21 protein-coding genes are annotated in these 24,764 nt (G+C 59.3%); 14 read left to right on the plus strand and 7 right to left on the minus strand.

Going from position 1 to position 24,764, the window contains the following annotated elements; genetic code table 11:
- Positions 1 to 76: 76 nt before the first annotated feature.
- The 6 genes from KUF73_RS18545 to gap form a co-directional block, all read right to left on the minus strand.
- Entirely contained in the window at positions 77 to 685 is a 609-nt protein-coding gene (locus KUF73_RS18545; RefSeq protein ID WP_218439508.1) for a biliverdin-producing heme oxygenase, read from the minus strand.
- A gap of 114 nt (positions 686 to 799) precedes the next feature.
- Entirely contained in the window at positions 800 to 3,364 is a 2,565-nt protein-coding gene (locus KUF73_RS18550; RefSeq protein WP_218439509.1) for a TonB-dependent receptor, read from the minus strand.
- Positions 3,365 to 3,487: 123 nt separating this feature from the next.
- A complete protein-coding gene (locus KUF73_RS18555; protein WP_218439510.1) occupies positions 3,488 to 4,453 on the minus strand; it encodes a FecR domain-containing protein in 966 nt (321 codons plus the stop codon).
- A gap of 66 nt (positions 4,454 to 4,519) precedes the next feature.
- A complete protein-coding gene (locus tag KUF73_RS18560) occupies positions 4,520 to 5,080 on the minus strand; it encodes an RNA polymerase sigma factor (RefSeq protein ID WP_218439511.1) in 561 nt (186 codons plus the stop codon).
- Between the two features lie 76 nt (positions 5,081 to 5,156).
- Positions 5,157 to 5,621 carry a methylglyoxal synthase gene (locus KUF73_RS18565; RefSeq protein WP_218439512.1) on the minus strand — a complete coding sequence of 155 codons (465 nt, stop codon included), beginning with the start codon at positions 5,619 to 5,621 and terminating at the stop codon, positions 5,157 to 5,159.
- A gap of 163 nt (positions 5,622 to 5,784) precedes the next feature.
- The gene (gene gap / locus KUF73_RS18570) at positions 5,785 to 6,786 is read right to left on the minus strand and encodes a type I glyceraldehyde-3-phosphate dehydrogenase (protein ID WP_059402992.1); all 1,002 of its coding nucleotides are present in this window, start codon (positions 6,784 to 6,786) and stop codon (positions 5,785 to 5,787) included.
- A 220-nt stretch (positions 6,787 to 7,006) separates the two neighbouring features.
- On the opposite strand from gap, the gene edd reads away from it, so the two are divergent.
- The 11 genes from edd to KUF73_RS18625 all read left to right on the plus strand — a co-directional run bounded on the left by edd (position 7,007) and on the right by KUF73_RS18625 (position 20,705).
- Positions 7,007 to 8,833, plus strand: a complete 1,827-nt coding sequence (edd, locus tag KUF73_RS18575; protein WP_218439513.1) for a phosphogluconate dehydratase — start codon at positions 7,007 to 7,009, stop codon at positions 8,831 to 8,833.
- Positions 8,830 to 9,789 (plus strand): glucokinase, encoded by a 960-nt coding sequence (locus KUF73_RS18580; RefSeq protein ID WP_218439514.1) that lies wholly within the window; start codon positions 8,830 to 8,832, stop codon positions 9,787 to 9,789. Before edd ends, KUF73_RS18580 begins: the two co-directional genes overlap by 4 nt.
- 177 nt (positions 9,790 to 9,966) lie before the next feature.
- Positions 9,967 to 10,698 (plus strand): response regulator, encoded by a 732-nt coding sequence (locus KUF73_RS18585; RefSeq protein ID WP_218439515.1) that lies wholly within the window; start codon positions 9,967 to 9,969, stop codon positions 10,696 to 10,698.
- Positions 10,699 to 10,729: 31 nt separating this feature from the next.
- Positions 10,730 to 12,157 (plus strand): ATP-binding protein, encoded by a 1,428-nt coding sequence (locus KUF73_RS18590; RefSeq protein WP_218439615.1) that lies wholly within the window; start codon positions 10,730 to 10,732, stop codon positions 12,155 to 12,157.
- A gap of 225 nt (positions 12,158 to 12,382) precedes the next feature.
- A complete protein-coding gene (locus KUF73_RS18595) occupies positions 12,383 to 13,642 on the plus strand; it encodes an AGE family epimerase/isomerase (protein ID WP_218439516.1) in 1,260 nt (419 codons plus the stop codon).
- 117 nt (positions 13,643 to 13,759) lie between these two features.
- Positions 13,760 to 15,061 (plus strand): ABC transporter substrate-binding protein, encoded by a 1,302-nt coding sequence (locus KUF73_RS18600; RefSeq protein WP_218439517.1) that lies wholly within the window; start codon positions 13,760 to 13,762, stop codon positions 15,059 to 15,061.
- A gap of 148 nt (positions 15,062 to 15,209) precedes the next feature.
- Positions 15,210 to 16,118: a carbohydrate ABC transporter permease gene (locus KUF73_RS18605; protein ID WP_046056150.1), complete on the plus strand. Its 909-nt coding sequence runs from the start codon at positions 15,210 to 15,212 to the stop codon at positions 16,116 to 16,118.
- Positions 16,111 to 16,956 (plus strand): carbohydrate ABC transporter permease, encoded by an 846-nt coding sequence (locus KUF73_RS18610; protein WP_218439518.1) that lies wholly within the window; start codon positions 16,111 to 16,113, stop codon positions 16,954 to 16,956. The genes KUF73_RS18605 and KUF73_RS18610 overlap by 8 nt, the downstream gene beginning before the upstream one ends.
- Positions 16,957 to 16,958: 2 nt before the next feature.
- Positions 16,959 to 18,119, plus strand: a complete 1,161-nt coding sequence (locus tag KUF73_RS18615) for an ABC transporter ATP-binding protein (protein ID WP_218439519.1) — start codon at positions 16,959 to 16,961, stop codon at positions 18,117 to 18,119.
- A gap of 188 nt (positions 18,120 to 18,307) precedes the next feature.
- The gene (locus tag KUF73_RS18620) at positions 18,308 to 19,654 is read left to right on the plus strand and encodes a carbohydrate porin (RefSeq protein ID WP_218439520.1); all 1,347 of its coding nucleotides are present in this window, start codon (positions 18,308 to 18,310) and stop codon (positions 19,652 to 19,654) included.
- A 196-nt stretch (positions 19,655 to 19,850) separates the two neighbouring features.
- Complete coding sequence (locus KUF73_RS18625; RefSeq protein ID WP_218439521.1) at positions 19,851 to 20,705, plus strand: D-hexose-6-phosphate mutarotase; 855 nt, start codon at positions 19,851 to 19,853, stop codon at positions 20,703 to 20,705.
- Positions 20,706 to 20,818: 113 nt separating this feature from the next.
- Here KUF73_RS18625 and KUF73_RS18630 read toward each other — a convergent pair whose 3' ends face one another.
- Positions 20,819 to 21,679: a MurR/RpiR family transcriptional regulator gene (locus KUF73_RS18630; RefSeq protein ID WP_173668879.1), complete on the minus strand. Its 861-nt coding sequence runs from the start codon at positions 21,677 to 21,679 to the stop codon at positions 20,819 to 20,821.
- Positions 21,680 to 21,907: 228 nt separating this feature from the next.
- Here KUF73_RS18630 and zwf point away from each other — a divergent pair, with 228 nt between their 5' ends.
- Genes zwf through KUF73_RS18645 form a run of 3 tightly spaced genes read left to right on the plus strand, consistent with a single transcriptional unit; the run spans position 21,908 to position 24,760 of the window.
- Positions 21,908 to 23,377 (plus strand): glucose-6-phosphate dehydrogenase, encoded by a 1,470-nt coding sequence (zwf, locus tag KUF73_RS18635; protein ID WP_218439522.1) that lies wholly within the window; start codon positions 21,908 to 21,910, stop codon positions 23,375 to 23,377.
- Complete coding sequence (gene pgl, locus KUF73_RS18640) at positions 23,364 to 24,077, plus strand: 6-phosphogluconolactonase (RefSeq protein ID WP_218439523.1); 714 nt, start codon at positions 23,364 to 23,366, stop codon at positions 24,075 to 24,077. Before zwf ends, pgl begins: the two co-directional genes overlap by 14 nt.
- Positions 24,078 to 24,094: 17 nt before the next feature.
- Positions 24,095 to 24,760 (plus strand): bifunctional 4-hydroxy-2-oxoglutarate aldolase/2-dehydro-3-deoxy-phosphogluconate aldolase, encoded by a 666-nt coding sequence (locus KUF73_RS18645; RefSeq protein WP_218439524.1) that lies wholly within the window; start codon positions 24,095 to 24,097, stop codon positions 24,758 to 24,760.
- Positions 24,761 to 24,764 lie beyond the last annotated feature (4 nt).

Consider the following 24,764-nt stretch of genomic DNA (forward strand, 5'->3'; position numbering starts at 1 on the left):
GATCGTCTTGAATTCGTAAAAACAAGATCAAAAGATCGCAGCCTGCGGCGGCTCCTACAAGGGGATTTCGATCGTGTCAGGCGAATTCCGGGGTGCTGGAGTATGCCTGTTCGAGCAATACGGTAAAGCGGTTGAACGCGTCGATGGCGCCTTTGTCCAGTTCGGCTTCTTCCTGGACGCTGAGCTCTAGCCCATCAAGGGTTCGGACGAAGCTTTTCCAGCCTTCTGCGCGGCCACCGGCCGGTTCGCCGAGGTGACGGGCACCGAAGGTTTCGCTCAGGCCAAGGCCTACGGCGCGTTTGATCAGAAACGCCGCGCCGAGCTTCGAGCCTTCGGAGACAAAGAGCCAGCCCAGCGCTTGCGCTTTACTCGGGTTGTGTATGGCACCAGCGACTGCAGCAGGCACTTCGGTTTCCAGATCTGCCAGGTCAGCCTTGGCGGCTTCGGCACGGCAACGGACTGGCAGGTCAGGGACGATGGCGGTCAGTTCTGCATCGTTGTACAGCGACATCAGCTCCGACTGGAACAGGTACTGCGCCACCACAAAACGGGCAAAGTTGGCCTGGGTTTCGAACGGTGCGTGGGCTTTGACCAAAGCGTCGAGTTTGGTGTGGGGTTCGTGGGTGACCTGGTTCAAGCGTTGCGAACGTAAAGCCTGGCGTTGTGCGGTGTCCTGAGAAGTCATGAGATGTCCTTAAGGAAAAGAGGCGCTTGCTAACGAGACGAATAGGAAAGCGCCGTACAGTAAAAAAACTTCATTGCGCGACTTTTGGGCCACCGCGCAACGAAGGGGGCAGGGTCAGATATCCCAGACCAGATTGATCGCGAAATTGCGTCCGGGCTGAGTCAGGCGGTCGAGGTTCGCCGGTTGCGTCACCGAGGCTTCGCCGACGCTGTCGTAGCCGCGTACGTCATCCCACTGCCAGTACTTTTTATTGGTCAGGTTGTACAAGCCGGCATTGACGGTCACGTCGTCGGTCACCTTGTAGAAGCCCGCCAGGTCGAGCACGCCATAACCCGGTGTCTTGAACTGGGTGCTGGTGCCGTCCGGGGTGTTGAAGTTGGTGCTGTCGACGCGGGTCTTGCGTTTGACCAGGGTCCAGCTCAGCAAGGTGCCGTATTTGTCCTGGTCATAACCCAGGCCGAACACGCCGGTCAGTGGGTTGATGCTGTTCAGCGGCTCGCCGCTGTCATCGTTGCGACCATACAGGTAGGCCACCGAGCCTTGGGTGTAGAGGCCACTTGGTGCACCGAACGAATCCAGGTTCAAGCGACCCTTGAGTTCGAGGCCTTTGATGGTGGCGTGCTGGATGTTGTTGCTCTGGAACGTGGTCTCGGTATAGCCGGGGGTGATGGCATTCTCGTCGATGAAATCGCGATATTTGTTGTAGAACAATGCGACATCGAAGGTGCCGGCTTCGAACTGGCCGCGAAGGCCGGTTTCATAGCTCTTGCTCTTTTCCGGTTCGAGGTCGGGGTTCGGCGCGACCCGATAACCGCCAGCGAGGTTTTCGAAGCGACCATAAAGGGCCTTGGCGGTCGGCGTACGGAAGCCTTCGGCGTACTGGCCATACCAGGTGTAATTATCATTAAAGCTGTAAGTAGTGCCGAACTTTGGCGACAGTCGATGCCAGGTCTTTTCGTCATCGTTCACCACGCCGTTGCGGCTTTGGTCCGCAGTGGCCAGGAACTCATCCGTCACGTGCGGTTTGAGCTGGGTGTAGTCGTAGCGCAGGCCGGGCACAAAGGTCCAGTTGTTCCAGGCGATCTGATCCTGCGCGAACAGGCTGTAGGTATTGATCGTCGGATCCGGGAAGTCGCTGGCCGGGACAAGCGTGTCGGCAGGGCTGGCAGCGCCGATGACGCGGCAAGCGCCAGCCACGGTCAGGCAGGTGCCGGTACCGGTGCGCAGGCCGGTGACTTTATCCTGCTTGATGGTGGTGCCATAGGTGACGACGTGGTCGGTGTCGGCGATGGCAAACGCCTTGTCAGCCTGGGCATCGAATACCCATTGGCGGTCCTTGTAGTTGGTATTGCGATCGCGCAGTACTGTGCGCGACGGCGCGTAGATTTCTTCGGTGCTCTGGTCGGTCTTGGCGATCTGGTAGTTCAGCGTCCACTTGATGTTGTCAGCCAGGGGGCTGTCCAGGGCAAAGCGGTGATCGAGACCGAAGCGTTCGCGGGTGATGGTGTCATTGCCGGTACGCGATTTGTAGAAGCCGAAACCGCGTCCTGCGTTGAACGGACCGCCCACCGCGCTCAGCTGATGGGTGTCGCGGTCGTCTTTGTAGTGCTCGTAGGTCAATCCGAAGCGCGCGTCGTCGGCGTAGTCCCAGCCCAATTTGGCGAGGACGTTGGTGGTGCGCACATCCTCAGGGTTCGCTTCGGTGCGGTTCAGGCCGGTGCCTCCGGTCTCGCCGTAGGATTCCGTTTCGTGGCCATTGCGCTGGCTCAGGTGCAACAGGCCGTCGAAGTCGCCGGTGCGCCCGGCGACAGTACCGGAAGTCAGCCAGCTTTCATCGGCCGAGCTATAGCCAGTCTTCAGGCGTGCGCCGACGTCCTGGCCTGGCTTGATGATGTCATCCGGGTCCAGCGTGTAGTAGCTGACGGCGCCACCAATGGCGTTGCTGCCGTACAACACTGATGCCGGGCCGCGCAGAATCTCCACGCGCTTGACGATTTCCGGATCGACATAGTTGCGGTTGGTCTGGGCATACGGGCCATTGAAGAAGCCGTCGGGCACTTGCACGCCGTCGACCTGGGTCAATACGCGGTCACCATCGATGCCGCGAATGTTGTAGCCGGAAAGGCCCGCACGGGTGCCGGTTCCGCCTACCGAAACGTTCGGTTCATACCGCACCAGATCCTTGATGCTATTGACGTTGTTGCGATCAAGGTCTTCGCGAGTGTGAACAGTGACGGTACTCGGCACGCTGCTGATGTCTTGTTCCTGGCGGGTGGCGCTGATGGTCACTTGCTGCAGGTTGAGTGTGCCGGAATTATTGCGTGGCTCCAGAATGATGTTGTTGGTGCCCAGTTTGCGATAGCTCAGGTTGGTCCCCACCAACAGGCGCTCCAGGGCTTTTTCTGGCGACAACGAACCGCGTACGCCCGGTGAGTTCATACCTTGCGCCAGTTCGGCCGCGAAGCCGACCTGCCAGCCTGTCACGGTGGTGAATGCATTGAGTGCCGACACCAGCGATTGCTGGGGAATGGCGAACGAGTAGTCGGCCATGTTGCGGCTCGGCTGCTCGGCTGGCGTGGCCGCCATCAGCGGCGCAGCGCCGGCCATCAGGATGGCAGCGGTCAGTAGCGACAGCACGCGGGAAGGTGAAGAGGACTGGCGGGTAAGGCGAGAGGACATCGATAGCGCTCCGTGTCGCACGAATCTTTATAGGTGCTGATTGGCATTTTAGAGATGCGAATCAATTGCATTGGCTATAACGAGACGTACGAGGATTGGCTATCGAGTAAAAATAATTCTCATTCAGTTCAAAATCACCAGCGCCGGGAATTCCTGGAGCTTGGCAGAGGTGATGTGGGCGAGGGAGCGGACCACGTCCAGCGGCTGATCGAGGCGGTAATTGCCCGTCACCGCGACATCGGCCAGTTGCTCGTTGTTGTTGATGATCCAGCCCGGGTAGTAACGACGCAGTTCTGCCAGCACCTGGTTCAGCGGGCAGTTTTCGAACACCAGTCGACCCTGGACCCAGGCCAGATCGGTAGCCGCATCCAGTTTGGCAGGGCGGTCGAAACCGTTGGGGCCGATGCGGATGCTTTCCCCGGCAGTCAGACGAACCCGCGCGTCGTCACGGGTGGCACGCAAATCGACATCCCCGCGTTGCACCTGGACCTGCGTCACGCCATCCAGATAACGCACCGCAAACGCCGTATCCCGAACACTTGCCGTGACTAGCCCTGCGTCGAGTTCCAGAGGCTGGCCGCGATGGGGCTGGACTTCGAAAAACGCTTCACCCTGGTACAACCGGGCAACGCGCTGTTGATCGTTGATCGTGCTGGAAAACGCCGAGTTGGTATTGAGCAAAACCTTCGAACCGTCTTCCAGTTGCAAGCGCTGGCGTTCACCGACCACGGTCAGATGATCAGCCTGCAAGCGCATCGGCAGATTGCTGAAACTGAACAGGCCGAGGATTAGCACGGCGGCAGTGGCCAGGGGTTTCCAGTGCGGACGCAGGCGCGACAGGACCGTGACCTTCGCAGGCCGCGACGCCAGGCTTTGTGCGCACAGAGTAATTTGCGGGCCGTTCCAGATCGCCTGGGCCTTGGCGAACGCATCGGCATGCGCCGGGTCCGCCGCCAGCCATTGGTGAAACTGGCGAGTCTGTTCTTCGCTCGGGCTGTCCAGCACGATCAACCAGTCCAGGGCCTGGTCCATCGCGTCTGCGGAGGCCTGCGCCGGCGAGGGCGAAGGAGAGCGGTGGGTGTCCGTCACGGTGTTTCCTCGGCAGGGGCGTTTGAGGAGCAGTTTCAAGCTACGAGCTGCAAGCTGCAAGTTCAGTTAGGCGTTTGACTTGCCGTCTTTGGCTTGCGACTTGTAGCTTGGAACTTGAGGCTGCGTCTCTGCCACACCCATACAGATCGTCATGATCAGCTTCAACTCCTTTTGCACGGTACTCTGCGACACGCCAAGCTTCTCGGCGATCTCCAGATAGCTGTGCCCGTGCAGGCGACTGAGGATAAAAATCTGTTGCTGGCGGGAGCTGAGTTCACTGAGGCGCACGTTCAAACGCTCAAGCAATTGTTCGGCATGGGCGGCATCCTCGGCACTGCTGGCAGGGGCGGCGACGCTTTGCACCACTTCCAGCGGCACGTCGTCGACCATGGTGCGTGAGTGGATGCGCCGCGCGCGCAAATGGTCCAGCGCCAGGTTGCGGGCGGTCTGGAAAACAAAGGGTTCAAGGTGGTCGATGGCCCGCTCACTGAGCGCTCGGGTCACTCGCAGGTAGGTCTCCTGCAGGAGATCTTCGGCGGTACTGTGATTGTTGACCATCCGCTCCAGCGTACGCAGCAGAGATATTCGCTGGGTGATGAAGACGTCGTTGAAGCGCGATTGACTCACGGGAGGACCTGATCCATTTTGAGCGAATGATAATGCTTATCATCCGCTCGGATGGTCAAGTACAGATTTGTTAAGGTTACGCACGACCTTTCAAATACATTGCGTAATCCGGAATCCGGTGCTCATGCGCCTGATCCATCAACGGGCTGCTGAGCAGGTAATCGGCGCTGCATTCGTTGGTCGCCACCGGGATGTTCCAGACGGCGGCGACCCGCAGCAACGCCTTGATATCCGGATCGTGTGGCTGCGGTTCGAACGGGTCCCAGAAGAACACCAGCATATCGACCCGCTGCTCGGCGATTCGAGCGCCAAGTTGTTGGTCGCCACCCAGTGGGCCGCTGATCATGCTTTCCACCGGCAAATCGAGGCGTTGTTGCAACAACAACCCTGTGGTGCCGGTAGCGACGAGTTCATGCTGGGCGAGCTTGTCTTTGTGTCGCTCGGCCCAGTCCAGCAAAAACACTTTGCAGTGGTCATGGGCGACCAGGGCGATACGCTTGCGCGCGGCCATGGTTTTTTGCGTGAAGCTGATACCGATCATGCAATGCTGCTCCAAACGTGATTGCGCCAGCGACGCAACATTTGACGCGCCCCCATGTAGGCGCTGCCGAAGGCTGCGATCTTTTGAGCTTGATCCTCTCTGAATCGCTGAAAATCAAGATCAAAGATCGCAGCCTTCGGCAGCTCCTACAGGTGGATGCGGTTTATTCGGCGTTACACAGCGCCAGGCAGTTATCGAGCATGCGGTTGGAGAAGCCCCATTCGTTGTCGTACCAGGCCAGCACCTTGAGCAGCTTGCCGCTGGACTTGGTGTGGTTGGCGTCGAAGATCGACGACAGCGGGTTGTGGTTGAAATCGCTGGAGACCAGCGGCAGCGTGTTGTAGCCGAGGATTTTCGAATGCTGGCTCGCTTCTTTGAGCAGCGCATTGACCTCGTCGGCCGACGCTTCGCGTTTGAGCTGTACGGTCAGGTCCACCAGGGAAACGTTGATCACCGGTACACGCACCGCCATGCCGGTCAGTTTGCCTGCCAGTTCCGGCAGCACCAGGCCGACCGCTTCAGCGGCGCCGGTTTTGCTTGGGATCATGTTCTGCGTCGCCGAACGGGCGCGGTATGGATCGGTGTGGTAGACGTCAGTCAGGTTCTGGTCATTGGTGTAGGCGTGGATGGTGGTCATCAAGCCGCTTTCGATGCCCAGTTCGCGATGCAGCACCTGAGCCACCGGGGCCAGGCAGTTGGTGGTGCACGAAGCGTTGGAAATAATCTGGTGCGACTGACGCAGAATGTCGTGGTTAACCCCGTAAACCACGGTGGCATCGGCACCTTTGGCCGGAGCCGAGATAATCACTTTGCGGGCACCGGCCGTAATATGCGCGGCGGCTTTGGCGCGGTCGGTGAACAGGCCGGTGCATTCGAACACCACATCAATTTTTTCTGCGGCCCAGGGCAGGTCGGCCGGGTTGCGAATGGCGCTGACCGAAATTCGGTCGCCGTTGACCGTCAGACTTTCTTGATCGTGTTGGACATCGGCATCGAACGTGCCGTGAACGGTGTCGTATTTGAGCAAATGCGCGTTGATCGAGCTGTCACCCAGGTCGTTGATGGCGACGATCTGCAAATCCTGGCGATAGCCTTGGGTATAGAGTGCGCGCAGTACATTACGGCCAATACGGCCAAAACCATTGATCGCGATTCGAAGAGTCATTTATCAGCGCCGCCGTCGTTTTGTTGTTGGAATTACAAGATTATTCGCAAAAAAATAGAAAACAAGCCTTTTTAGTGGCAATATTTTGTTCAATCTACAACGAGTGACCTGAATCAACTGGTCCGATTGATCAAGAAAACCGTTTGTCATCCCGGCAACAACGGCTCTTGTTCAGCATAGACAATCAGGTCGCCACATCCGTTAGCCTGGAGTTCTACACATGCATCCCCGCGTCCTTGAGGTCACCGAACGGCTTATTGCCCGCAGCCGCGCCACGCGTGAGGCTTACCTTGCACTGATTCGCGGTGCCGCCAGCGACGGTCCGATGCGCGGCAAGCTGCAATGCGCCAACTTCGCCCACGGCGTGGCCGGGTGCGGCAGCGACGACAAGAACAGCTTGCGGATGATGAACTCCGCCAACATCGCGATTGTTTCGTCCTATAACGACATGCTCTCGGCGCACCAGCCGTATGAAGTCTTTCCTGAACAGATCAAAAAAGCCCTGCGTGAAATCGGCTCCGTCGGCCAGTTCGCCGGTGGCACCCCAGCCATGTGCGATGGCGTGACCCAAGGCGAGCCAGGCATGGAGCTGAGCCTGCCGAGCCGCGAGGTGATCGCGCTGTCCACCGCCGTGGCGTTGTCCCACAACATGTTCGATGGCGCCCTGATGCTTGGCATCTGCGACAAAATCGTCCCGGGCTTGATGATGGGCGCGTTGCGTTTCGGTCATCTGCCGATGATTTTCGTGCCGGGTGGGCCGATGGTGTCGGGTATTTCCAACAAGCAGAAAGCCGACGTGCGCCAGCGTTATGCCGAAGGCAAGGCCAGTCGCGAAGAGCTGCTGGAATCGGAAATGAATTCCTACCACAGCCCTGGCACCTGCACCTTCTACGGCACCGCCAATACCAACCAGTTGCTGATGGAAGTCATGGGCCTGCACTTGCCGGGCGCGTCCTTCGTCAATCCGAACACGCCGTTGCGTGACGCCCTGACCCGCGAAGCGGCGCATCAGGTGACGCGCCTGACCAAGCAAAATGGCGACTACATGCCGATCGGCGAAATCGTCGACGAGCGTTCGCTGGTCAACTCCATCGTCGCGCTGAACGCCACGGGCGGCTCGACCAACCACACGTTGCACATGCCGGCCATTGCCATGGCAGCGGGTATTCAGTTGACCTGGCAGGACATGGCCGACCTCTCCGAGGTGGTGCCGACCCTGAGCCACGTCTACCCGAACGGCAAAGCCGACATCAACCACTTCCAGGCGGCGGGCGGTATGTCGTTCCTGATCCGCGAACTGCTGGACGCCGGGTTGCTCCACGAAAACGTCAACACCGTGCTGGGCCACGGCTTGAGTCGCTACACCATGGAACCGTTCCTCGACAACGGCGAACTGGTCTGGCGCGAAGGCGTGACCGAAAGCCTCGACGAAACCATCCTGCGCCCGGTCGCTCGCGCGTTCTCGCCAGAGGGCGGCTTGCGGGTGATGGAAGGCAACCTCGGACGCGGCGTGATGAAAGTCTCGGCCGTGGCCCTGGAAAACCAGATCGTCGAAGCGCCGGCCATGGTGTTCCAGGATCAGCAGGACCTGGCCGATGCCTTCAAGGCCGGTTTGCTGGAGAAGGATTTCGTCGCGGTCATGCGCTTCCAGGGCCCTCGCTCCAACGGCATGCCGGAGCTGCACAAGATGACGCCGTTTCTCGGTGTGCTGCAGGATCGCGGCTTCAAAGTCGCCCTGGTGACTGACGGGCGCATGTCCGGCGCATCGGGGAAAATCCCGGCGGCCATTCACGTCAGCCCCGAAGCGTATGTGGGCGGCGCTTTGGCGCGGGTGCAAGAGGGCGATATCATCCGCGTCGATGGCGTCAAAGGCACCCTGGAGCTTAAGGTGGACGCCGAAGAATTCGCAGCGCGCACGCCGGCCAAAGGCCTGTTGGGCAACAACATCGGCACCGGTCGCGAACTGTTTGGTTTCATGCGCATGGCCTTCAGCTCCGCAGAGCAGGGCGCCAGCGCCTTTACTTCTGCCCTGGAGACGCTTAATTGAAACTGGCTTTGGTCGGTGACATCGGTGGGACCAACGCACGTTTCGCGTTGTGGAAAAACCAGCAACTGGAATCGGTCCAGGTGCTGGCGACGGCAGACCACGCCAGCCCGGAAGAGGCGATCAGCCTTTATCTGAGCGGGTTGGGTCTGGCCCCAGGTTCGATCGGTTCGGTGTGCCTGTCGGTGGCAGGCCCCGTGAGCGGTGACGAATTCAAATTCACCAATAATCACTGGCGCCTGAGCCGCAAGGGTTTCTGTCAGACCTTGCAAGTGGATCAGCTATTGCTGGTCAACGACTTCTCGGCGATGGCGTTGGGCATGACCCGTTTGCAGCCGGGCGAATTTCGCGTGGTCTGCGAAGGCACGCCGGAACCGTTGCGCCCGGCCGTAGTGATCGGTCCGGGCACTGGTCTTGGCGTCGGCACTTTGCTGGATCTGGGCGAAGGGCGTTTCGCCGCATTGCCGGGTGAGGGCGGTCACGTCGATTTGCCGCTGAGCAGCCCGCGAGAAACTCAGTTGTGGCAACACATCTTCAACGAGATCGGCCATGTCAGCGCGGAAACGGCGTTGAGTGGCGGCGGCTTGCCGCGGGTCTATCGGGCGATTTGTGCGGTGGACGGCCACGCGCCAGTGCTCGACACGCCGGAAGCGATTACCGCTGCCGGCCTGGCTGGCGACCCGATTGCCCTGGAAGTGCTTGAACAATTTTGCTGCTGGCTCGGCCGCGTGGCCGGCAACAACGTGCTGACCACCGGTGGACGCGGTGGCGTGTACATCGTTGGCGGGGTGATTCCGCGGTTTGCCGATTTCTTCCTTGAAAGCGGATTCGCCCGTTGCTTTGCCGACAAGGGTTGCATGAGCGATTACTTCAAGGGGATTCCGGTGTGGTTGGTGACGGCACCGTATTCCGGGTTGATGGGTGCAGGGGTGGCGCTGGAGCAATCCATCCCCGTTTGAAATGCGATCAAAATGTAGGAGTGAGCCTGCTCGCGATGACGGTGTGTCAGTCGACAGAAATGTTGAATTTGAAACCGCAATCGCGAGCAGGCTCGCTCCTACAGTGGTTTTGTGGTGTTTGTAAAATCGGTGCTTAAGGCATAATCCGCCCAATTCAAACAACAAGGACGCCGCCCCGTGAGCTCAGTCAACAAGTCGATTTTGTTGGTCGATGACGATCAAGAGATACGCGAGTTGCTGGACACCTACCTGACCCGTGCCGGGTTTCAGGTGCGTACCACGCCCGACGGTGCGGGATTTCGCCAAGCCCTCAACGATGAGCCGAGCGATCTGGTGATCCTCGATGTGATGCTGCCGGACGAAGACGGTTTCAGTTTGTGCCGCTGGATTCGGCAGCACCCGAAGCGGGCCCAGGTGCCAATCATCATGCTCACCGCCAGCTCCGACGAAGCCGACCGGGTCATTGGCCTGGAGTTGGGTGCAGACGACTACCTTGGCAAGCCCTTCAGTCCCCGTGAATTGCAGGCGCGCATCAAAGCCCTGTTGCGCCGCGCGCAGTTCGGTCAGGAGCGTAACGGCGGTGAAGTGCTGGCCTTCGACGACTGGCGTCTGGACATGGTCAGCCACCGGCTGTTCCACACCGACGGCGAAGAAGTGATTCTCTCGGGCGCCGATTTCGCTTTGCTGAAACTGTTCCTTGATCACCCTCAGCAAATCCTCGACCGCGACACCATCGGTAATGCCACGCGTGGACGTGATCTGATGCCGCTCGATCGTATCGTCGACATGGCGGTCAGCCGTTTGCGTCAGCGTCTGCGCGACACGGAAAAGCCGCCGCGTCTGATCCGAACCGTACGCGGAAGCGGTTATCAATTGGCCGCCAGTGTGATTGCCAGCAATGGCCACTGAGTTTTTGCGCAAGCTGGCGGCGCAGGCGCCTATGCCGCGTTCGTTGCTGGGGCGCATGTTGCTGCTGACTCTGCTGGCGGTGTTATTCGCGCAGACGTTGTCGAGCGTAATCTGGGTGTCGCAACTGCGCGCCACTCAGCTTGAAGGCCTGGTCACCAGCGCCCGCAGCCTTGCGCATTCGATGACTGCCAGTGTCAGTTACTTCCGCTCGTTGCCGGTGGCGTTTCGGCCGCTGGTGCTCGACCAGTTGCGCAGCATGGGCGGCACGCGGTTCGTGGTGACGCTCAACGACAAACCCCTGGGCATGGAAGTTTTGCCGGTCACCCCGCGTAAGGCGGCGGTGCTCAAAGCGGTGGACGAAGTGCTGCGTCAATCCCTAGGGCATGACACCGATATCTCGGTGACGTTTGTCAGCCCCGAGGACCTCCGAATCTTCAATAGCGGGTTGAAACTCGATGAGCTGCCACGCTCCTGGGCGCATTATGCGTTGACCCTGGAACCGGTGAATCCGCCAGTGCTGGTCACGCAAATTCAGATGGCGCCGGGCGAATGGCTGTACATCGCCTCGCTGTTGCCCGAGCCCTACACCAGTCTTGAAGAACAAGGCCTGCCGGCGCAGCAGGTATGGTTTATCGTGCTCACCAGCGGATTTTTGTTGTTGTTCATCGGTCTTTTGGTGCACTGGCAGAGCCGGCCGCTCAAGCGTCTGGCGCGAGCGGCGCGGGATTTGTCGCTGGGTGCCGATGTCGAGCCGGTGGCCGAAGGTGGCGGCAGTGAAGTGGTCGAAGTCGGTCGCGCCTTCAACACCATGCGCGAGCGCATCAGCCGTTATCTGACCGAGCGCAGCCAATTATTCAGCGCGATTTCCCATGACCTGCGCACACCGATTACCCGCTTGCGGCTGCGGGTCGAGCTGCTCGAAGACGAGAAGCTGCAAGCCAAATTCGGCCGCGATCTGGACGAGCTGGAGCTGCTGGTCAAGGGCGCGCTGCAATGCGTGAAAGACACCGACATCCACGAAAACATCGAGCCGGTGGATCTCAATCACGTACTCGACTGTCTGGTGGAACCGTACCTGGCACCGATCGGAAATGGTCGTGTGACCCAACAGGGGCGGGCACTGGCTGCGTATCCGGGTAAACCGCTGGCGCTCAAGCGCTGCATTGGCAACCTGATCGACAACGCTTTGAAATACGGACAGAACGCGCACTTGCACATTGATGACGACGACAGTGCGTTTGTCCTGCATGTTGATGACGAGGGGCCTGGGGTTCCCGAGCAGCGGCTGGAGCAAGTGTTCGAGCCGCACTTCCGCCTGGCCGGACAGCAGCAGGGTTACGGGTTGGGGTTGGGGATTGCGCGCAACATTGCGCACAGTCATGGCGGTGAAGTGAGTTTGCAGAACTTGCGCGAGGGCGGGTTGCGGGTGACCTTGCAGTTGCCGCGCAGCGTTGATTAGTTAGACCGCGTTATCGTTCTTCGCGAGCAAGCTCGCTCCCACAGGGTTTTTCGTCGTACACAAATCCAATGTGGGAGCGGGCTTGCTCGCGATGGCGCCAGTCGATTCACCGCACCTCTTGGCAAATGTCACAACTCGGTGACATAACGCGCCCCCTTCGTTACAAGCCCGCCCCCGCCCGTTGTTTAGACTGCTTAACAGTCATAACAACAAAAAAGGTCCCCCATGCACAGCTTCCAACCTGCCTTCAGCAGTTGGCTGAACGCACCTGTCCATCAGCAATGGCTCGCCACTGAAGGCCTGCGTTTGCTGGCATTCGCCAAGGCGTCCAGGCTTCCCGAGGGCTTCGGCAATCTCGACGAAAAAGGCCGCCTCCCGGCCAACGCCCAAGCCGAAACCATGAACACCGCACGCATGACCCACAGTTTTGCCATGGCCCACATTCAGGGCCTGCCGGGTTTTGCCGAGCTGGTGGATCACGGCATCGCCGCGCTTCGCGGGCCGTTGCGTGATGCGGTTCATGGTGGCTGGTTCGCCACCGCCGAGCATCGCGACGGTAACACCGGCAAGAACGCCTACCTGCATGCTTTCGTGTCGTTGGCCGCCAGTTCCGCCGTGGTTGCACAACGTCCCGGCGCGCAAGCCTTGCTCGATGATGCCATCGACATCATCGACAGCTATTTCTGGAGCGAGGAGGAGGGCGCCATGCGCGAATCCTTCAACCGCGACTGGAGTGAAGAGGAGGCCTATCGCGGTGCCAACAGCAACATGCACGCCACCGAAGCCTTCCTCGCCCTGGCCGATGTCACCGATGACAACCGCTGGCTGTGCCGCGCCCAACGTATTGTCGAGCGGGTGATCCATGGTCATGCGGCGGCCAATGATTATCTGGTGGTCGAGCATTTCGATCGCGACTGGCAGCCGCTTCGCGAGTACAACCACGACAACCCGGCCGACGGTTTTCGCCCTTACGGCACCACGCCGGGCCATGGTTTCGAATGGGCGCGGTTGTTGTTGCACCTTGAGGCTGCGCGGGTCCAGGCCGGAATGCTTACGCCGGGCTGGATGGCCACCGACGCGCAGAAACTTTTCGACCACAACTGCCGTCACGGCTGGGACATCGATGGTGCGCCGGGCATTGTCTACACCCTCGACTGGGACAATCGCGCGGTAGTCCGTCATCGCCTGCACTGGACCCACTGCGAAGCCAGTGCCGCCGCCAGCGCACTGCTCAAACGTACCGGCGACGAGCAATACGAGCGTTGGTACCGACTATTCTGGGAATTCTGTGACAGCCATTTTATCGACCGCTGTGACGGTAGCTGGCACCACGAACTCGATCCGCTGAACCGTCCAAGTGCCGATATCTGGGCCGGAAAACCCGACCTTTATCATGCCTGGCAAGCGTTGCTGATCCCGCGCCTGCCACTGGCGCCAAGCATGACGACGGCTCTCGCGCAGTTGTCCCAGAGCGCTCCTGTGTAACCATGTGGTGACATTCAAGCGTCCCTTCGTTACCTGCGAAGGGATAACTCCTGTTTAAAATCCTATGCAGCGCAAGCACCAGACTTGCATGCATAACAACAAGAAAGGTACTACTAGATGAATGCGATTTCTCGCCTCGCTACTGTCATTTCTCTCGCCTCCCTGGTTCCTCTGTCCGCGTTCCCGCTAAGTGCACTTGCCGCCGATTCCAAAGGTACGGTGGAAGTCGTTCACTGGTGGACGTCTGGTGGTGAAAAAGCAGCGGTCGATGTCCTCAAGGCTCAAGTCGAAAAAGACGGCTTCACCTGGAAGGACGGCGCAGTCGCCGGTGGTGGCGGTGCCACGGCCATGACCGTACTCAAAAGCCGCGCCGTAGCGGGTAACCCGCCGGGCGTTGCGCAGATCAAAGGTCCGGACATCCAGGAATGGGCGTCTACCGGCCTGCTCGACACCGACGTCTTGAAAGACGTTTCCAAATCAGAGAAGTGGGACAGCCTGCTCGACAAGAAAGTCTCCGATACCGTGAAGTACGACGGTGATTACGTGGCCGTGCCGGTGAACATTCACCGCGTCAACTGGCTGTGGATCAACCCGGAAGTCTTCAAGAAAGCCGGCATCGAAAAAGCACCAACCACCCTTGAAGAGTTCTACGCGGCCGGTGACAAACTCAAGGCGGCGGGCTTCATTGCGCTTGCTCACGGCGGCCAGCCTTGGCAGGACAGCACTGTGTTCGAAGCGGTAGTGCTTTCGGTCATGGGCGTCGACGGTTACAAAAAAGCCCTGGTTGATCTGGACAACGCTGCACTGACCGGTCCTGAAATGGTCAAGGCGCTGACCGAGCTGAAGAAAGTCGCGACCTACATGGACGTCGACGGCAAAGGCCAGGACTGGAACCTGGAAGCGGCCAAGGTCATCAACGGCAAGGCCGGCATGCAGATCATGGGTGACTGGGCCAAGAGCGAGTGGACTGCGGCCAAGAAAGTCGCGGGCACGGACTACCAGTGCGTAGCCTTCCCGGGCACCGACAAGGCCTTCACCTACAACATCGACTCCCTGGCGGTGTTCAAGCAGAAAGACAAGGGCACTGCTGCCGCACAGCAGGACATTGCCAAGGTCGTGCTGGGTGAGAACTTCCAGAAAGTCTTCAGCATCAACAAAGGCTCGATTCCGGTTCGAATCGACATGCTGAGCGACATGGGCAAATACGGCTTCGACTCCTGCGCCCAGACCGCTGCCAAGGACTTCCTGGCGGACGCCAAGTCCGGCGGCCTGCAGCCGAGCATGGCGCACAACATGGCGACCACGCTGGCGGTACAGGGTGCGTTCTTTGATGTCGTGACCAACTACATCAACGACCCGAAAGCCGATCCTGCCGATGCCGCCAAGAAACTCGGCGCAGCGGTCAAGTCGGCCAAGTAATGCCTGGCCCCTGTAGGAGCGAGCCTGCTCGCGATAGCAATCTGTCAGTTAATGATTTGGTGACCGACACACCGCTATCGCGAGCAGGCTCACTCCTACAAGGGAAGCATTTCCAAAGTAGTCCTTTTCTCTCGTACTGGATTTCCCCATGAGTTCTGTTGCTGTGTTCAGCAAGGCCTCGCCGTTCGATGCATTGCAACGCTGGCTCCCAAAACTGGTGCTGGCGCCGAGCATGTTCATCGTTCTGGTGGGCTTCTATGGCTATATCCTCTGGACATTTGTCCTGTCGTTCACCACGTCGACCTTTCTCCCGACTTACAAATGGGCGGGGCTGGCGCAATACGAGCGGCTGTTCGACAACGACCGTTGGTGGGTGGCGAGCAAGAACCTGGCGGTTTTCGGCGGCATGTTTATCGGTATCACCCTGGTGATCGGTGTGCTGTTGGCAGTGTTTCTTGATCAGCGCATTCGTCGCGAAGGTTTCATTCGCACCATTTACCTGTACCCGATGGCGCTCTCGATGATCGTCACCGGTACCGCCTGGAAATGGTTGCTCAACCCAGGCATGGGCCTGGACAAATTGCTGCGTGACTGGGGTTGGGAAGGCTTTCGCCTGGACTGGCTGATCGACCCGGATCGCGTGGTGTATTGCCTGGTCATCGCTGCCGTATGGCAAGCCTCGGGCTTCATCATGGCGATGTTCCTCGCCGGCCTGCGTGGTGTTGATCAATCGATCATCCGTGCCGCGCAGATCGATGGCGCGAGCATGCCGCGGATCTATCTGAAAGTGGTGTTGCCGAGCCTGCGCCCAGTGTTCTTCAGCGCGGTAATGATCCTCGCCCACATCGCGATCAAGAGTTTCGACCTGGTGGCGGCAATGACTGCCGGTGGCCCGGGTTATTCCTCCGACCTGCCTGCGATGTTCATGTATTCCTTCACCTTCAGTCGCGGCCAGATGGGCATGGGCTCGGCCAGTGCGATTCTGATGCTCGGTGCGATTCTCGCAATCATCGTGCCTTACCTGTACTCCGAGCTGAGGACCAAGCGCCATGACTAGTTTCGCTGCCAAACCTTCCATCAGCCTGAGTCGCATCGCGATCTACGCCGTACTGATCCTCGCCGTATTTCTTTACCTGATACCGCTGGTGGTCATGCTGTTGACCAGCTTCAAGACGCCGGAAGACATCAATACCGGCAACCTGCTGAGTTGGCCAACCGTGGTCAGCGGCATTGGCTGGATCAAGGCCTGGGCCACGGTCGACGGGTATTTCTGGAACTCGATCAAGATCACCGTCCCGGCGGTGCTGATTTCCACTGCCATCGGTGCACTGAACGGCTATGTGCTGTCGATGTGGCGCTTTCGCGGGTCGCAATTGTTCTTCGGCCTGCTGCTGTTCGGTTGCTTCCTGCCGTTCCAGACCGTCCTGCTGCCGGCCTCGTTCACGCTCGGCAAGATGGGCCTGGCCAGCACCACCACGGGCTTGGTATTCGTGCACGTGGTCTACGGCCTGGCGTTTACCACGCTGTTTTTCCGCAACTACTACGTCAGCTTTCCCGATGCACTGGTGAAAGCGGCGCGGCTGGATGGCGCAGGTTTCTTCACCATCTTCCGCTTGATCATCCTGCCGATGTCCACCCCGATCATCATGGTCTGCCTGATCTGGCAGTTCACCCAGATCTGGAACGACTTTCTGTTCGGCGTGGTGTTCTCCAGCGGTGATTCGCAACCCATCACCGTGGCGCTGAACAACTTGGTCAACACCAGTACCGGGGCCAAGGAATACAACGTTGATATGGCGGCGGCGATGATCGCCGGGCTGCCGACCCTGCTGGTCTATGTGGTCGCAGGCAAGTATTTCGTGCGCGGGCTGACGGCCGGCGCAGTCAAGGGGTAATCATGGCAACGCTCGAAATTCGTAACGTAAACAAGACCTACGGCCCAGGCCTGCCGGACACCCTCAAGGACATCGATCTGTCGATCAAAGACGGTGAGTTCCTGATTCTTGTCGGACCTTCGGGTTGCGGCAAATCGACCCTGATGAACTGCATCGCCGGCCTGGAAACCATCACTGGCGGCGCGATCATGATCGATGACCAGGACGTCAGCGGCATGAGCCCGAAAGATCGCGACATCGCCATGGTGTTCCAGTCCTACGCGCTGTACCCGACCATGAGCGTGCGCGAGAACATCGCGTTCGGCTTGAAGATTCGCAAAATGCCGGCTGCCGAAATCGACGAAGAAGTCGCTCGCGTCGCCAAGCTGTTGCAGATCGAACACCTGCTCAACCGCAAACCCGGCCAGCTTTCTGGCGGTCAGCAACAGCGCGTGGCAATGGGCCGTGCGTTGGCGCGGCGGCCGAAGATTTACCTGTTCGACGAACCGCTGTCCAACCTCGACGCCAAGCTGCGGGTCGAGATGCGCACCGAAATGAAACTGATGCACCAGCGCCTGAAAACCACCACGGTCTACGTGACCCACGACCAGATCGAAGCGATGACCCTGGGCGACAAAGTGGCGGTGATGAAGGACGGGATCATTCAACAATTCGGTACGCCGAAACAGATCTACAACGACCCGGCCAACCTGTTCGTGGCGAGCTTCATCGGCTCGCCGCCGATGAACTTCATCCCGCTGCGTCTACAGCGCAAAGAGGGGCGTCTGCTGGCGCTGCTCGACAGCGGCCAGGCCCGTTGCGAATTGCCGCTGGGCATGCAGGACGCCGGTCTGGAAGACCGCGAAGTGATCCTCGGCATGCGTCCGGAGCAGATCGTTCTGGCGAACGGCGAAGCCAACGGTTTGCCGAGCATACGCGCCGAAGTCCAGGTCACGGAACCGACCGGGCCGGACACCTTGGTATTCGTCAATCTCAACGACACCAAAGTCTGCTGCCGCCTGGCACCGGATGTCGCACCGGCCGTGGGCGAGACCCTGACGCTGCAATTCGATCCGTCAAAAGTGCTGTTGTTCGACGCCAAGACCGGTGAACGCCTGGGGGCTGCCGGCCGACCACAAACTGAAGCTCACGCTGCCAACGTAGCGCAATTCAAGGGCCGCTAAAGATCAAAAACTGTAGGAGCGAGCCTGCTTGCGATGGAGTGTCAGTTGAAACCGACGTGGCTGATACACCATCGCGAGCAGGCTCGCTCCTGCAAGGGGGAATCCGTGACGGACGGCCTGTCGCCCGCCACAACCGCTGTAACCGCGTTAGGCATAGAAGTTAATAACAATAAAACGAGGATGTAGGGATGAAGAAGAACAACAACGCTCAGCTTATCTGCCAGCTATCAGCCATTGCGGCAATGATGCTGGCCGGTAGTGTGCACGCGGCTGACGCGTTCAGCGCCGATTCCGAGTGGATGACCGGGGATTGGGGCGGCGAGCGGACCAAGCTGATCGAGCAAGGCATCGACATCAAGATGGACTACGTCGGTGAAGTGGGCGGCAACCTCCACGGCGGCTTCAACGATGACAAGACTGCACGTTACGCAGACCAGTTCGGCCTGGGGGCGGCGCTGGACCTGCAAAAATTGCTCGGCTGGGATAACACCCAGGCCAAGATCCAGCTCACCAACCGTAACGGTGAGAACATCTCCAATGATCGCGTCGGCGACCCGCGTGCCGGCACCTTGAGTTCTTCCCAGGAAGTCTACGGTCGTGGCCACATGGTCCGTCTGACCCAGCTGTGGATCAAGCATCAGTTCTTCGACAATAAACTCGACGTCAAGGCCGGTTACTTCGGCGAAGGCGAAGACTTCAACACCTTCCCTTGCGAGTTCCAGAACCTGGCATTCTGCGGTTCCCAAGTGGGTAACTGGGCGACCAACATCTGGTACAACTGGCCAATCAGCCAGGCCGCGATCCGCGTGAAGTACAACATCTCGCCTGAGTGGTATGCGCAGATCGGCGCTTACAACCAGAACCCGTCGCAACTGGAACACGGCAACGGCTTCAAGCTTAGCGGCAGTGGTACGGCTGGCACCGTGTTGCCGGTCGAGTTGGTCTGGTTGCCTAACCCTAACAACCTGCCGGGCGAATACCGTGTCGGTTATTACAAAAGCACCGCCGACGCCAATGACGTGTTGAAAGACGACAACGGCAACGATGCGGCAACCACCGGCAACGCCTACCGTAGCCACAACAGCAAGCACGGCTACTGGTTCGTCGCGCAACAGCAACTCACCAGCCATAACGGTGACGCTACTCGCGGCCTGAACATCGCTGCCAACGCCACTTTCCACGACAAGGACACCAACGTCGTCGACAACTACCAGTCGTTGATGTTTGTGTACAAAGGGCCGTTCGACGCGCGTCCGAAAGATGACGTCGGTATCGGTTTTGCTCGTATCCATGTCAACGATGACGTGAAGAAAAACGCCGAGGCGGTCAACGCTGCCAATGGTGTTACCGAGTACGAAGATCCATTGTTCTCGCCGCTGCGTACCACTGAATACAACTACGAGCTCAACTACGGCTTCCACGTTACCAACTGGCTGACCGTGCGTCCTAACCTGCAATACGTCACTCACCCAGGTGGTGTTGATGAAGTCGACAACGCGCTGGTGGCCGGCCTGAAAATTCAGTCGGTGTTCTAACGCGACTGCGATAAGCTCCTCTCTATGTGCGCATATTTGCGGACAGCCAAGGCTGTCCGCTTTTTTTTGGGGCGAGCGAAGTGGATCATTGCCGGGCGCTTTTGTGGCGAGGGAGCAAGCTCCATCGCCACAAAATGAAGACTGCGCAAACTGTTTGGATTGATGAGTACCCCCATGATTTTCAGGACCGTGGCACATGCTTGAGCATCCGCTACAACGCTTCTTCAAATCCTTGCGCGAGCGACCTGTGTTTGCATGGGAGCGCTATCAGAAGCGCGACGTGTTGGTGATCGATCATCCGCTGTGTCAGGCGGTGTTCAGTCGTCAAGGCGCGCAGTTGCTGCACTTCCAGCCCCAAGGCCAGAAACCATGGCTATGGTGCGCGGCGAAGTGGCCGCAGGTGGGGGCGATTCGTGGCGGCGTGCCGGTGTGCTGGCCGTGGTATGGCCGGCATCCGAGCGAAAATGCCTGGCCATCCCATGGCTGGGCACGTTTGCTCGACTGGAAACTGATCGACAGCAGCAGCGATGACGACGGCGTGCGGTTGCACTGGCAACTGCAGCTGTGTGACTGGCAAGTGGACCTGCATGCGCACCTCGGTGAACGTATGGATTTGCGCCTGAGCACCGAGCATCAGGACAGCCTGCCCTGCCAATTGAGCCAGGCGTTGCACGCTTACTGGCGTATTGGTGACGTTGCTGAGGTAGCGCTGTCTGGGCTCGAAGGCGCGCAAGGTTACGACCAGTTGAACCGGAAAATTTGTCAGCAGGAGGGCGAGTTGCGTGTGGATGGCGGCTGTCAGCGGGTGTTCCAGCATGATGGCGAATTGCAGCTCAATGACCACGCCTGGCAGCGGGCGTTGTGTATTGATACCGGCGACACGGCGGACACGGTGGTCTGGCATCCCGGTTCGCGGCCGTTGTTGGGCGTAACCTGGAATGAGGTGAACGAGTTTGTCTGTGTGGAAGCGGCGAGTGGCGGCACGGACAGTTTGAGCCTGGCGCCGGGGCAGAAGGCGCATTTGAGTTTGCAGGCGCGGGTTGGCGTTTGATTGAAGATCAAGAGATCGCAGCCTCGTTGCACTCGACAGCTCCTACACGGGATAGCGTTCACCTGTAGGAGCTGTCGAGTGCAACGAGGCTGCGATCTTTTCAGCAAAACAACTTAATTAAACTCATCCCCAACCGGATACCGGCTGGCATTCAAGCTCTCTTTGATCTTGCGCAAATGCGGCTGGAAATCCACGCCCCGGCGCAAGGTCATGCCGGTGGCGAGCACGTCCAGCACGGTCAATTGAATGATCCGCGAGGTCATCGGCATGTAGATGTCGGTGTCTTCCGGCAGCGGAATATTCAGGCTCAGGGTACTGGCCTTGGCCAACGGTGAGTTTTCGGCGGTCAGACCGAGTACCGATGCGCCATTTTCCCGAGCGATGCGCGCCACTTCCACCAGTTCGCGGGTGCGCCCGGTGTAGGAAATGATCACGAACAATTCGCCGGTGTGCGCTACCGAAGCGATCATGCGCTGCATCAGCACATCGGCATGGGCGGTCACGGCCAGGTTGAAACGGAAGAATTTGTGTTGTGCATCCAGGGCCACCGGGGCCGAGGCACCGAGGCCGAAGAAGTGGATCTGCCGGGCCTGGATCAACAGGTCGACGGCGCGGCTGATCAGGTTCGGGTCCAGTGCCTGCAACGCACTGTCCAGCGAGGCGATGGCGCTGCCGAAAATCTTCTTGGTATAGGCTTCCGGATTATCGTCGGCTTCGACCGCGCGGCTGACATACGCCGCGCCGCTGGCCAGGCTTTGCGCCAGTTGCAACTTGAGTTCCGGGTAGCCACTGACGCCGAATGAACGGCAGAAACGGTTGACCGTCGGTTCACTGACCGAAGCGGCCTGCGCGAGGGCGGCGATGCTGAAGCGAGTGGCCTGCTGTGGATTGAGCAGGATCACTTCGGCGACTTTGCGTTCGGCCTTGTTCAGCTCTTCAAGGCGACTCTGGATCTGTTCCAGTAAATTTCGCACGCGGTCCATATGAGTTTCCTTGATTCACCGGCGCCGATAAGCGCGCGGCTAATGCAAAAAGGGCCTTTGATGCGGCCCGTAACGGTGGCCTATCCTACTGATGGCTCCGACTGACCACCACTTGGAATCTGTATTTTGCGAAAATGTTGTGGTTATTACTACATTTTCCCTTGAGTGATGCCTTGAAAAAAGGTATTTGTAGCTTAACTTGATAAAAGAACAAACATCATGCCTTCGATTACGGTTGAACCGTGCACCTTCGCCTTGTTCGGCGCCCTTGGCGATCTGGCCTTGCGCAAGCTGTTTCCTGCCCTTTATCAGCTTGATGGCGCAGGCCTGTTGCACGAGGACACGCGGATCATCGCGCTGGCCCGTGAGGCTGGCAGCGAGCAGGAGCATCTGGCTTTCATCGCTTCCGAACTGCGCCGCTATGTCGGTGCCAAAGAACTGGACGAAGCCGTGGTCGAGCGTTTCCTGGCTCGGTTGAGTTACCTGCACGTCGATTTCCTCAAGTCCGAAGACTATGTGGCTTTGGCCGAGATGGCCGGCAGCGCGCAACGGGTCATTGCTTATTTCGCCACGCCGGCAGCGGTCTACGGTGCGATTTGCGAAAACCTGGCCAAGGTTGGCCTGGCGGAAAACACCCGTGTGGTACTGGAAAAGCCAATCGGCTCGGACCTGGAGTCTTCGCGCAAGGTCAACGACGCGGTGGCGCAGTTCTTCCCGGAAAACCGCACCTATCGCATCGACCATTATCTGGGCAAAGAAACCGTCCAGAACCTGATCGCCCTGCGTTTCGCCAACAGCCTGTTCGAAACCCAGTGGAACCAGAACTACATCTCCCACGTTGAAATCACCGTGGCCGAAAAGGTCGGGATCGAAGGCCGCTGGGGTTACTTCGACAAGGCCGGTCAACTGCGGGACATGATCCAGAATCACCTGTTGCAGTTGCTCTGCCTGATCGCCATGGACCCGCCCGCCGACCTGTCCGCCGACAGCATCCGCGACGAGAAAGTCAAAGTTCTCAAGGCGCTGGCGCCGATCAGCCCGGAAGGCCTGACCACGCAAGTGGTGCGCGGCCAGTACATCGCCGGTTACAGCGAAGGCAAGTCGGTGCCGGGTTACCTGGAAGAACCGAACTCCAACACCCAAAGCGACACTGAAACCTTCGTCGCCCTGCGTGCCGATATCCGCAACTGGCGTTGGGCCGGCGTGCCGTTCTATCTGCGAACCGGCAAGCGCATGCCGCAAAAGCTGTCGCAGATCGTCATCCACTTCAAGGAACCGTCTCACTACATCTTCGCTCCCGAGCAGCGCCTGCAGATCAGCAACAAGCTGATTATCCGCCTGCAGCCGGACGAAGGCATTTCCTTGCGTGTGATGACCAAAGAACAAGGCCTGGACAAAGGCATGCAGCTGCGCAGCGGTCCGTTGCAGCTGAATTTTTCCGACACCTGGCGCAGTGCTCGGATTCCCGATGCCTACGAGCGGTTGTTGCTGGAAGTAATGCGCGGCAATCAGAACCTGTTTGTCCGTAAAGATGAAATCGAAGCCGCGTGGAACTGGTGTGACCAGCTGATCGCCGGGTGGAAAAAATCCGGTGATGCGCCCAAGCCTTACGCGGCCGGGTCCTGGGGACCGATGAGCTCCATTGCTCTGATCACGCGGGATGGGAGGTCGTGGTATGGCGATATCTGATTTGAAACTGCCTCAGGGCGTCAGCGTCCGTGAGTTCAAAAGCCCGACGCTGCTGGCCGAAGGCCTGGCGCTGAACGTGGCCAAACAACTGAGCGACGCGATTGATGCCCAGGGCACTGCGACGCTCGTAGTGTCGGGTGGGCGCAGCCCGGTAGCGTTTTTCCAGCACCTGGCCAAACAGCCGCTGGACTGGTCGAACGTGGTGGTCAGCCTGGCTGACGAGCGTTGGGTGCCGGTTGAACATGCCGACAGCAATGCCGGTCTGCTCAAGAAGTATCTGTTGCAAGGCCCGGCGGCCAAGGCGCAGTTCCTGAGTCTGTACAGCGCCAGCACCAACCTGGAACAGGCGGCTGAACAGGCAGATCGTTTGCTCTCCGAGTTGCCGGTGATCGACGTGCTGATTCTGGGAATGGGTGACGACGGCCACACCGCCTCGCTGTTCCCCAACAGCCCGAACCTGACCGAAGCCTTGCAGCCGGACGGCAGTCGTCGCTGCTACCCGATGCTGGCACCCAGCGTGCCGCATCAGCGTCTGACCATGAGTCGTGCGCTGCTGGCTTCGGCCAAACACAAAGTTCTATCGATTTCCGGTCAGTCCAAGTTGACCACCCTGAATACCGCACTGGCCGGTGACGATGTCGCCGCACTGCCGATTCGCGCGTTTTTGCAACCCACGTTAGAGATTTACTGGTGCCCATGAGCCAAGGAACAGCCGCTATGACAAACCCATCCCCGACCGTTTCCATGGCGGATAAAGTTGCCCTGATCGACAGCCTCTGCGCCAAGGCGCGGATCCTGCCGGTCATCACCATCGCCCGCGAGCAGGACGTTCTGCCGCTGGCCGATGCCCTCGCCGCCGGCGGCCTGACCGCCCTGGAAGTGACCCTGCGTTCGCAGTTCGGCCTCAAGGCCATCCAGATTCTGCGCGAGCAGCGTCCGGAACTGATGACCGGTGCTGGCACCGTGCTTGATCGGCAGATGCTGGCCGCTGCCGAGGCGGCGGGTTCGCAGTTCATCGTCACGCCGGGCATCACCCGCGACCTGCTGGAAGCCAGCGTTGCCAGCCCGATTCCACTGTTGCCGGGCATCAGCAATGCCTCGGGCATCATGGAAGGCTACGGCCTGGGTTATCGCCGCTTCAAGCTGTTCCCGGCGGAAGTCAGCGGCGGCGTTGCGGCCATCAAGGCCCTCGGCGGTCCGTTCGGCGAAGTGAAATTCTGCCCGACCGGCGGCGTCGGTCCTGCCAACATCAAGAGCTACATGGCATTGAAAAACGTCATGTGCGTGGGTGGTAGCTGGATGCTTGATCCGGAGTGGATCAAGAACGGCGACTGGGCCCGCATTCAGGAATGCACCGCCGAGGCCCTGGCGCTGCTGGACTGATCAG

It is taken from the genome of Pseudomonas sp. PD9R, assembly GCF_019200975.1.
In the GTDB taxonomy this organism is placed as follows: Bacteria; Pseudomonadota; Gammaproteobacteria; order Pseudomonadales; family Pseudomonadaceae; genus Aquipseudomonas.

What these genes read in the sequence shown, in the direction of transcription:
- KUF73_RS18545 (WP_218439508.1), bottom strand. Translation starts at nt 685, where the DNA reads ATGACTTCTCAGGACACCGCACAACGCCAGGCTTTACGTTCGCAACGC.
- zwf (WP_218439522.1), top strand. Translation starts at nt 21,908, where the DNA reads ATGCCTTCGATTACGGTTGAACCGTGCACCTTCGCCTTGTTCGGCGCC.
- pgl (WP_218439523.1), top strand. Translation starts at nt 23,364, where the DNA reads ATGGCGATATCTGATTTGAAACTGCCTCAGGGCGTCAGCGTCCGTGAG.
- KUF73_RS18625 (WP_218439521.1), top strand. Translation starts at nt 19,851, where the DNA reads ATGCTTGAGCATCCGCTACAACGCTTCTTCAAATCCTTGCGCGAGCGA.
- gap (WP_059402992.1), bottom strand. Translation starts at nt 6,786, where the DNA reads ATGACTCTTCGAATCGCGATCAATGGTTTTGGCCGTATTGGCCGTAAT.
- KUF73_RS18610 (WP_218439518.1), top strand. Translation starts at nt 16,111, where the DNA reads ATGACTAGTTTCGCTGCCAAACCTTCCATCAGCCTGAGTCGCATCGCG.
- KUF73_RS18550 (WP_218439509.1), bottom strand. Translation starts at nt 3,364, where the DNA reads ATGTCCTCTCGCCTTACCCGCCAGTCCTCTTCACCTTCCCGCGTGCTG.
- KUF73_RS18590 (WP_218439615.1), top strand. Translation starts at nt 10,730, where the DNA reads ATGCCGCGTTCGTTGCTGGGGCGCATGTTGCTGCTGACTCTGCTGGCG.
- KUF73_RS18620 (WP_218439520.1), top strand. Translation starts at nt 18,308, where the DNA reads ATGAAGAAGAACAACAACGCTCAGCTTATCTGCCAGCTATCAGCCATT.
- KUF73_RS18595 (WP_218439516.1), top strand. Translation starts at nt 12,383, where the DNA reads ATGCACAGCTTCCAACCTGCCTTCAGCAGTTGGCTGAACGCACCTGTC.
- KUF73_RS18605 (WP_046056150.1), top strand. Translation starts at nt 15,210, where the DNA reads ATGAGTTCTGTTGCTGTGTTCAGCAAGGCCTCGCCGTTCGATGCATTG.
- KUF73_RS18645 (WP_218439524.1), top strand. Translation starts at nt 24,095, where the DNA reads ATGACAAACCCATCCCCGACCGTTTCCATGGCGGATAAAGTTGCCCTG.
- KUF73_RS18615 (WP_218439519.1), top strand. Translation starts at nt 16,959, where the DNA reads ATGGCAACGCTCGAAATTCGTAACGTAAACAAGACCTACGGCCCAGGC.
- KUF73_RS18565 (WP_218439512.1), bottom strand. Translation starts at nt 5,621, where the DNA reads ATGATCGGTATCAGCTTCACGCAAAAAACCATGGCCGCGCGCAAGCGT.
- edd (WP_218439513.1), top strand. Translation starts at nt 7,007, where the DNA reads ATGCATCCCCGCGTCCTTGAGGTCACCGAACGGCTTATTGCCCGCAGC.
- KUF73_RS18600 (WP_218439517.1), top strand. Translation starts at nt 13,760, where the DNA reads ATGAATGCGATTTCTCGCCTCGCTACTGTCATTTCTCTCGCCTCCCTG.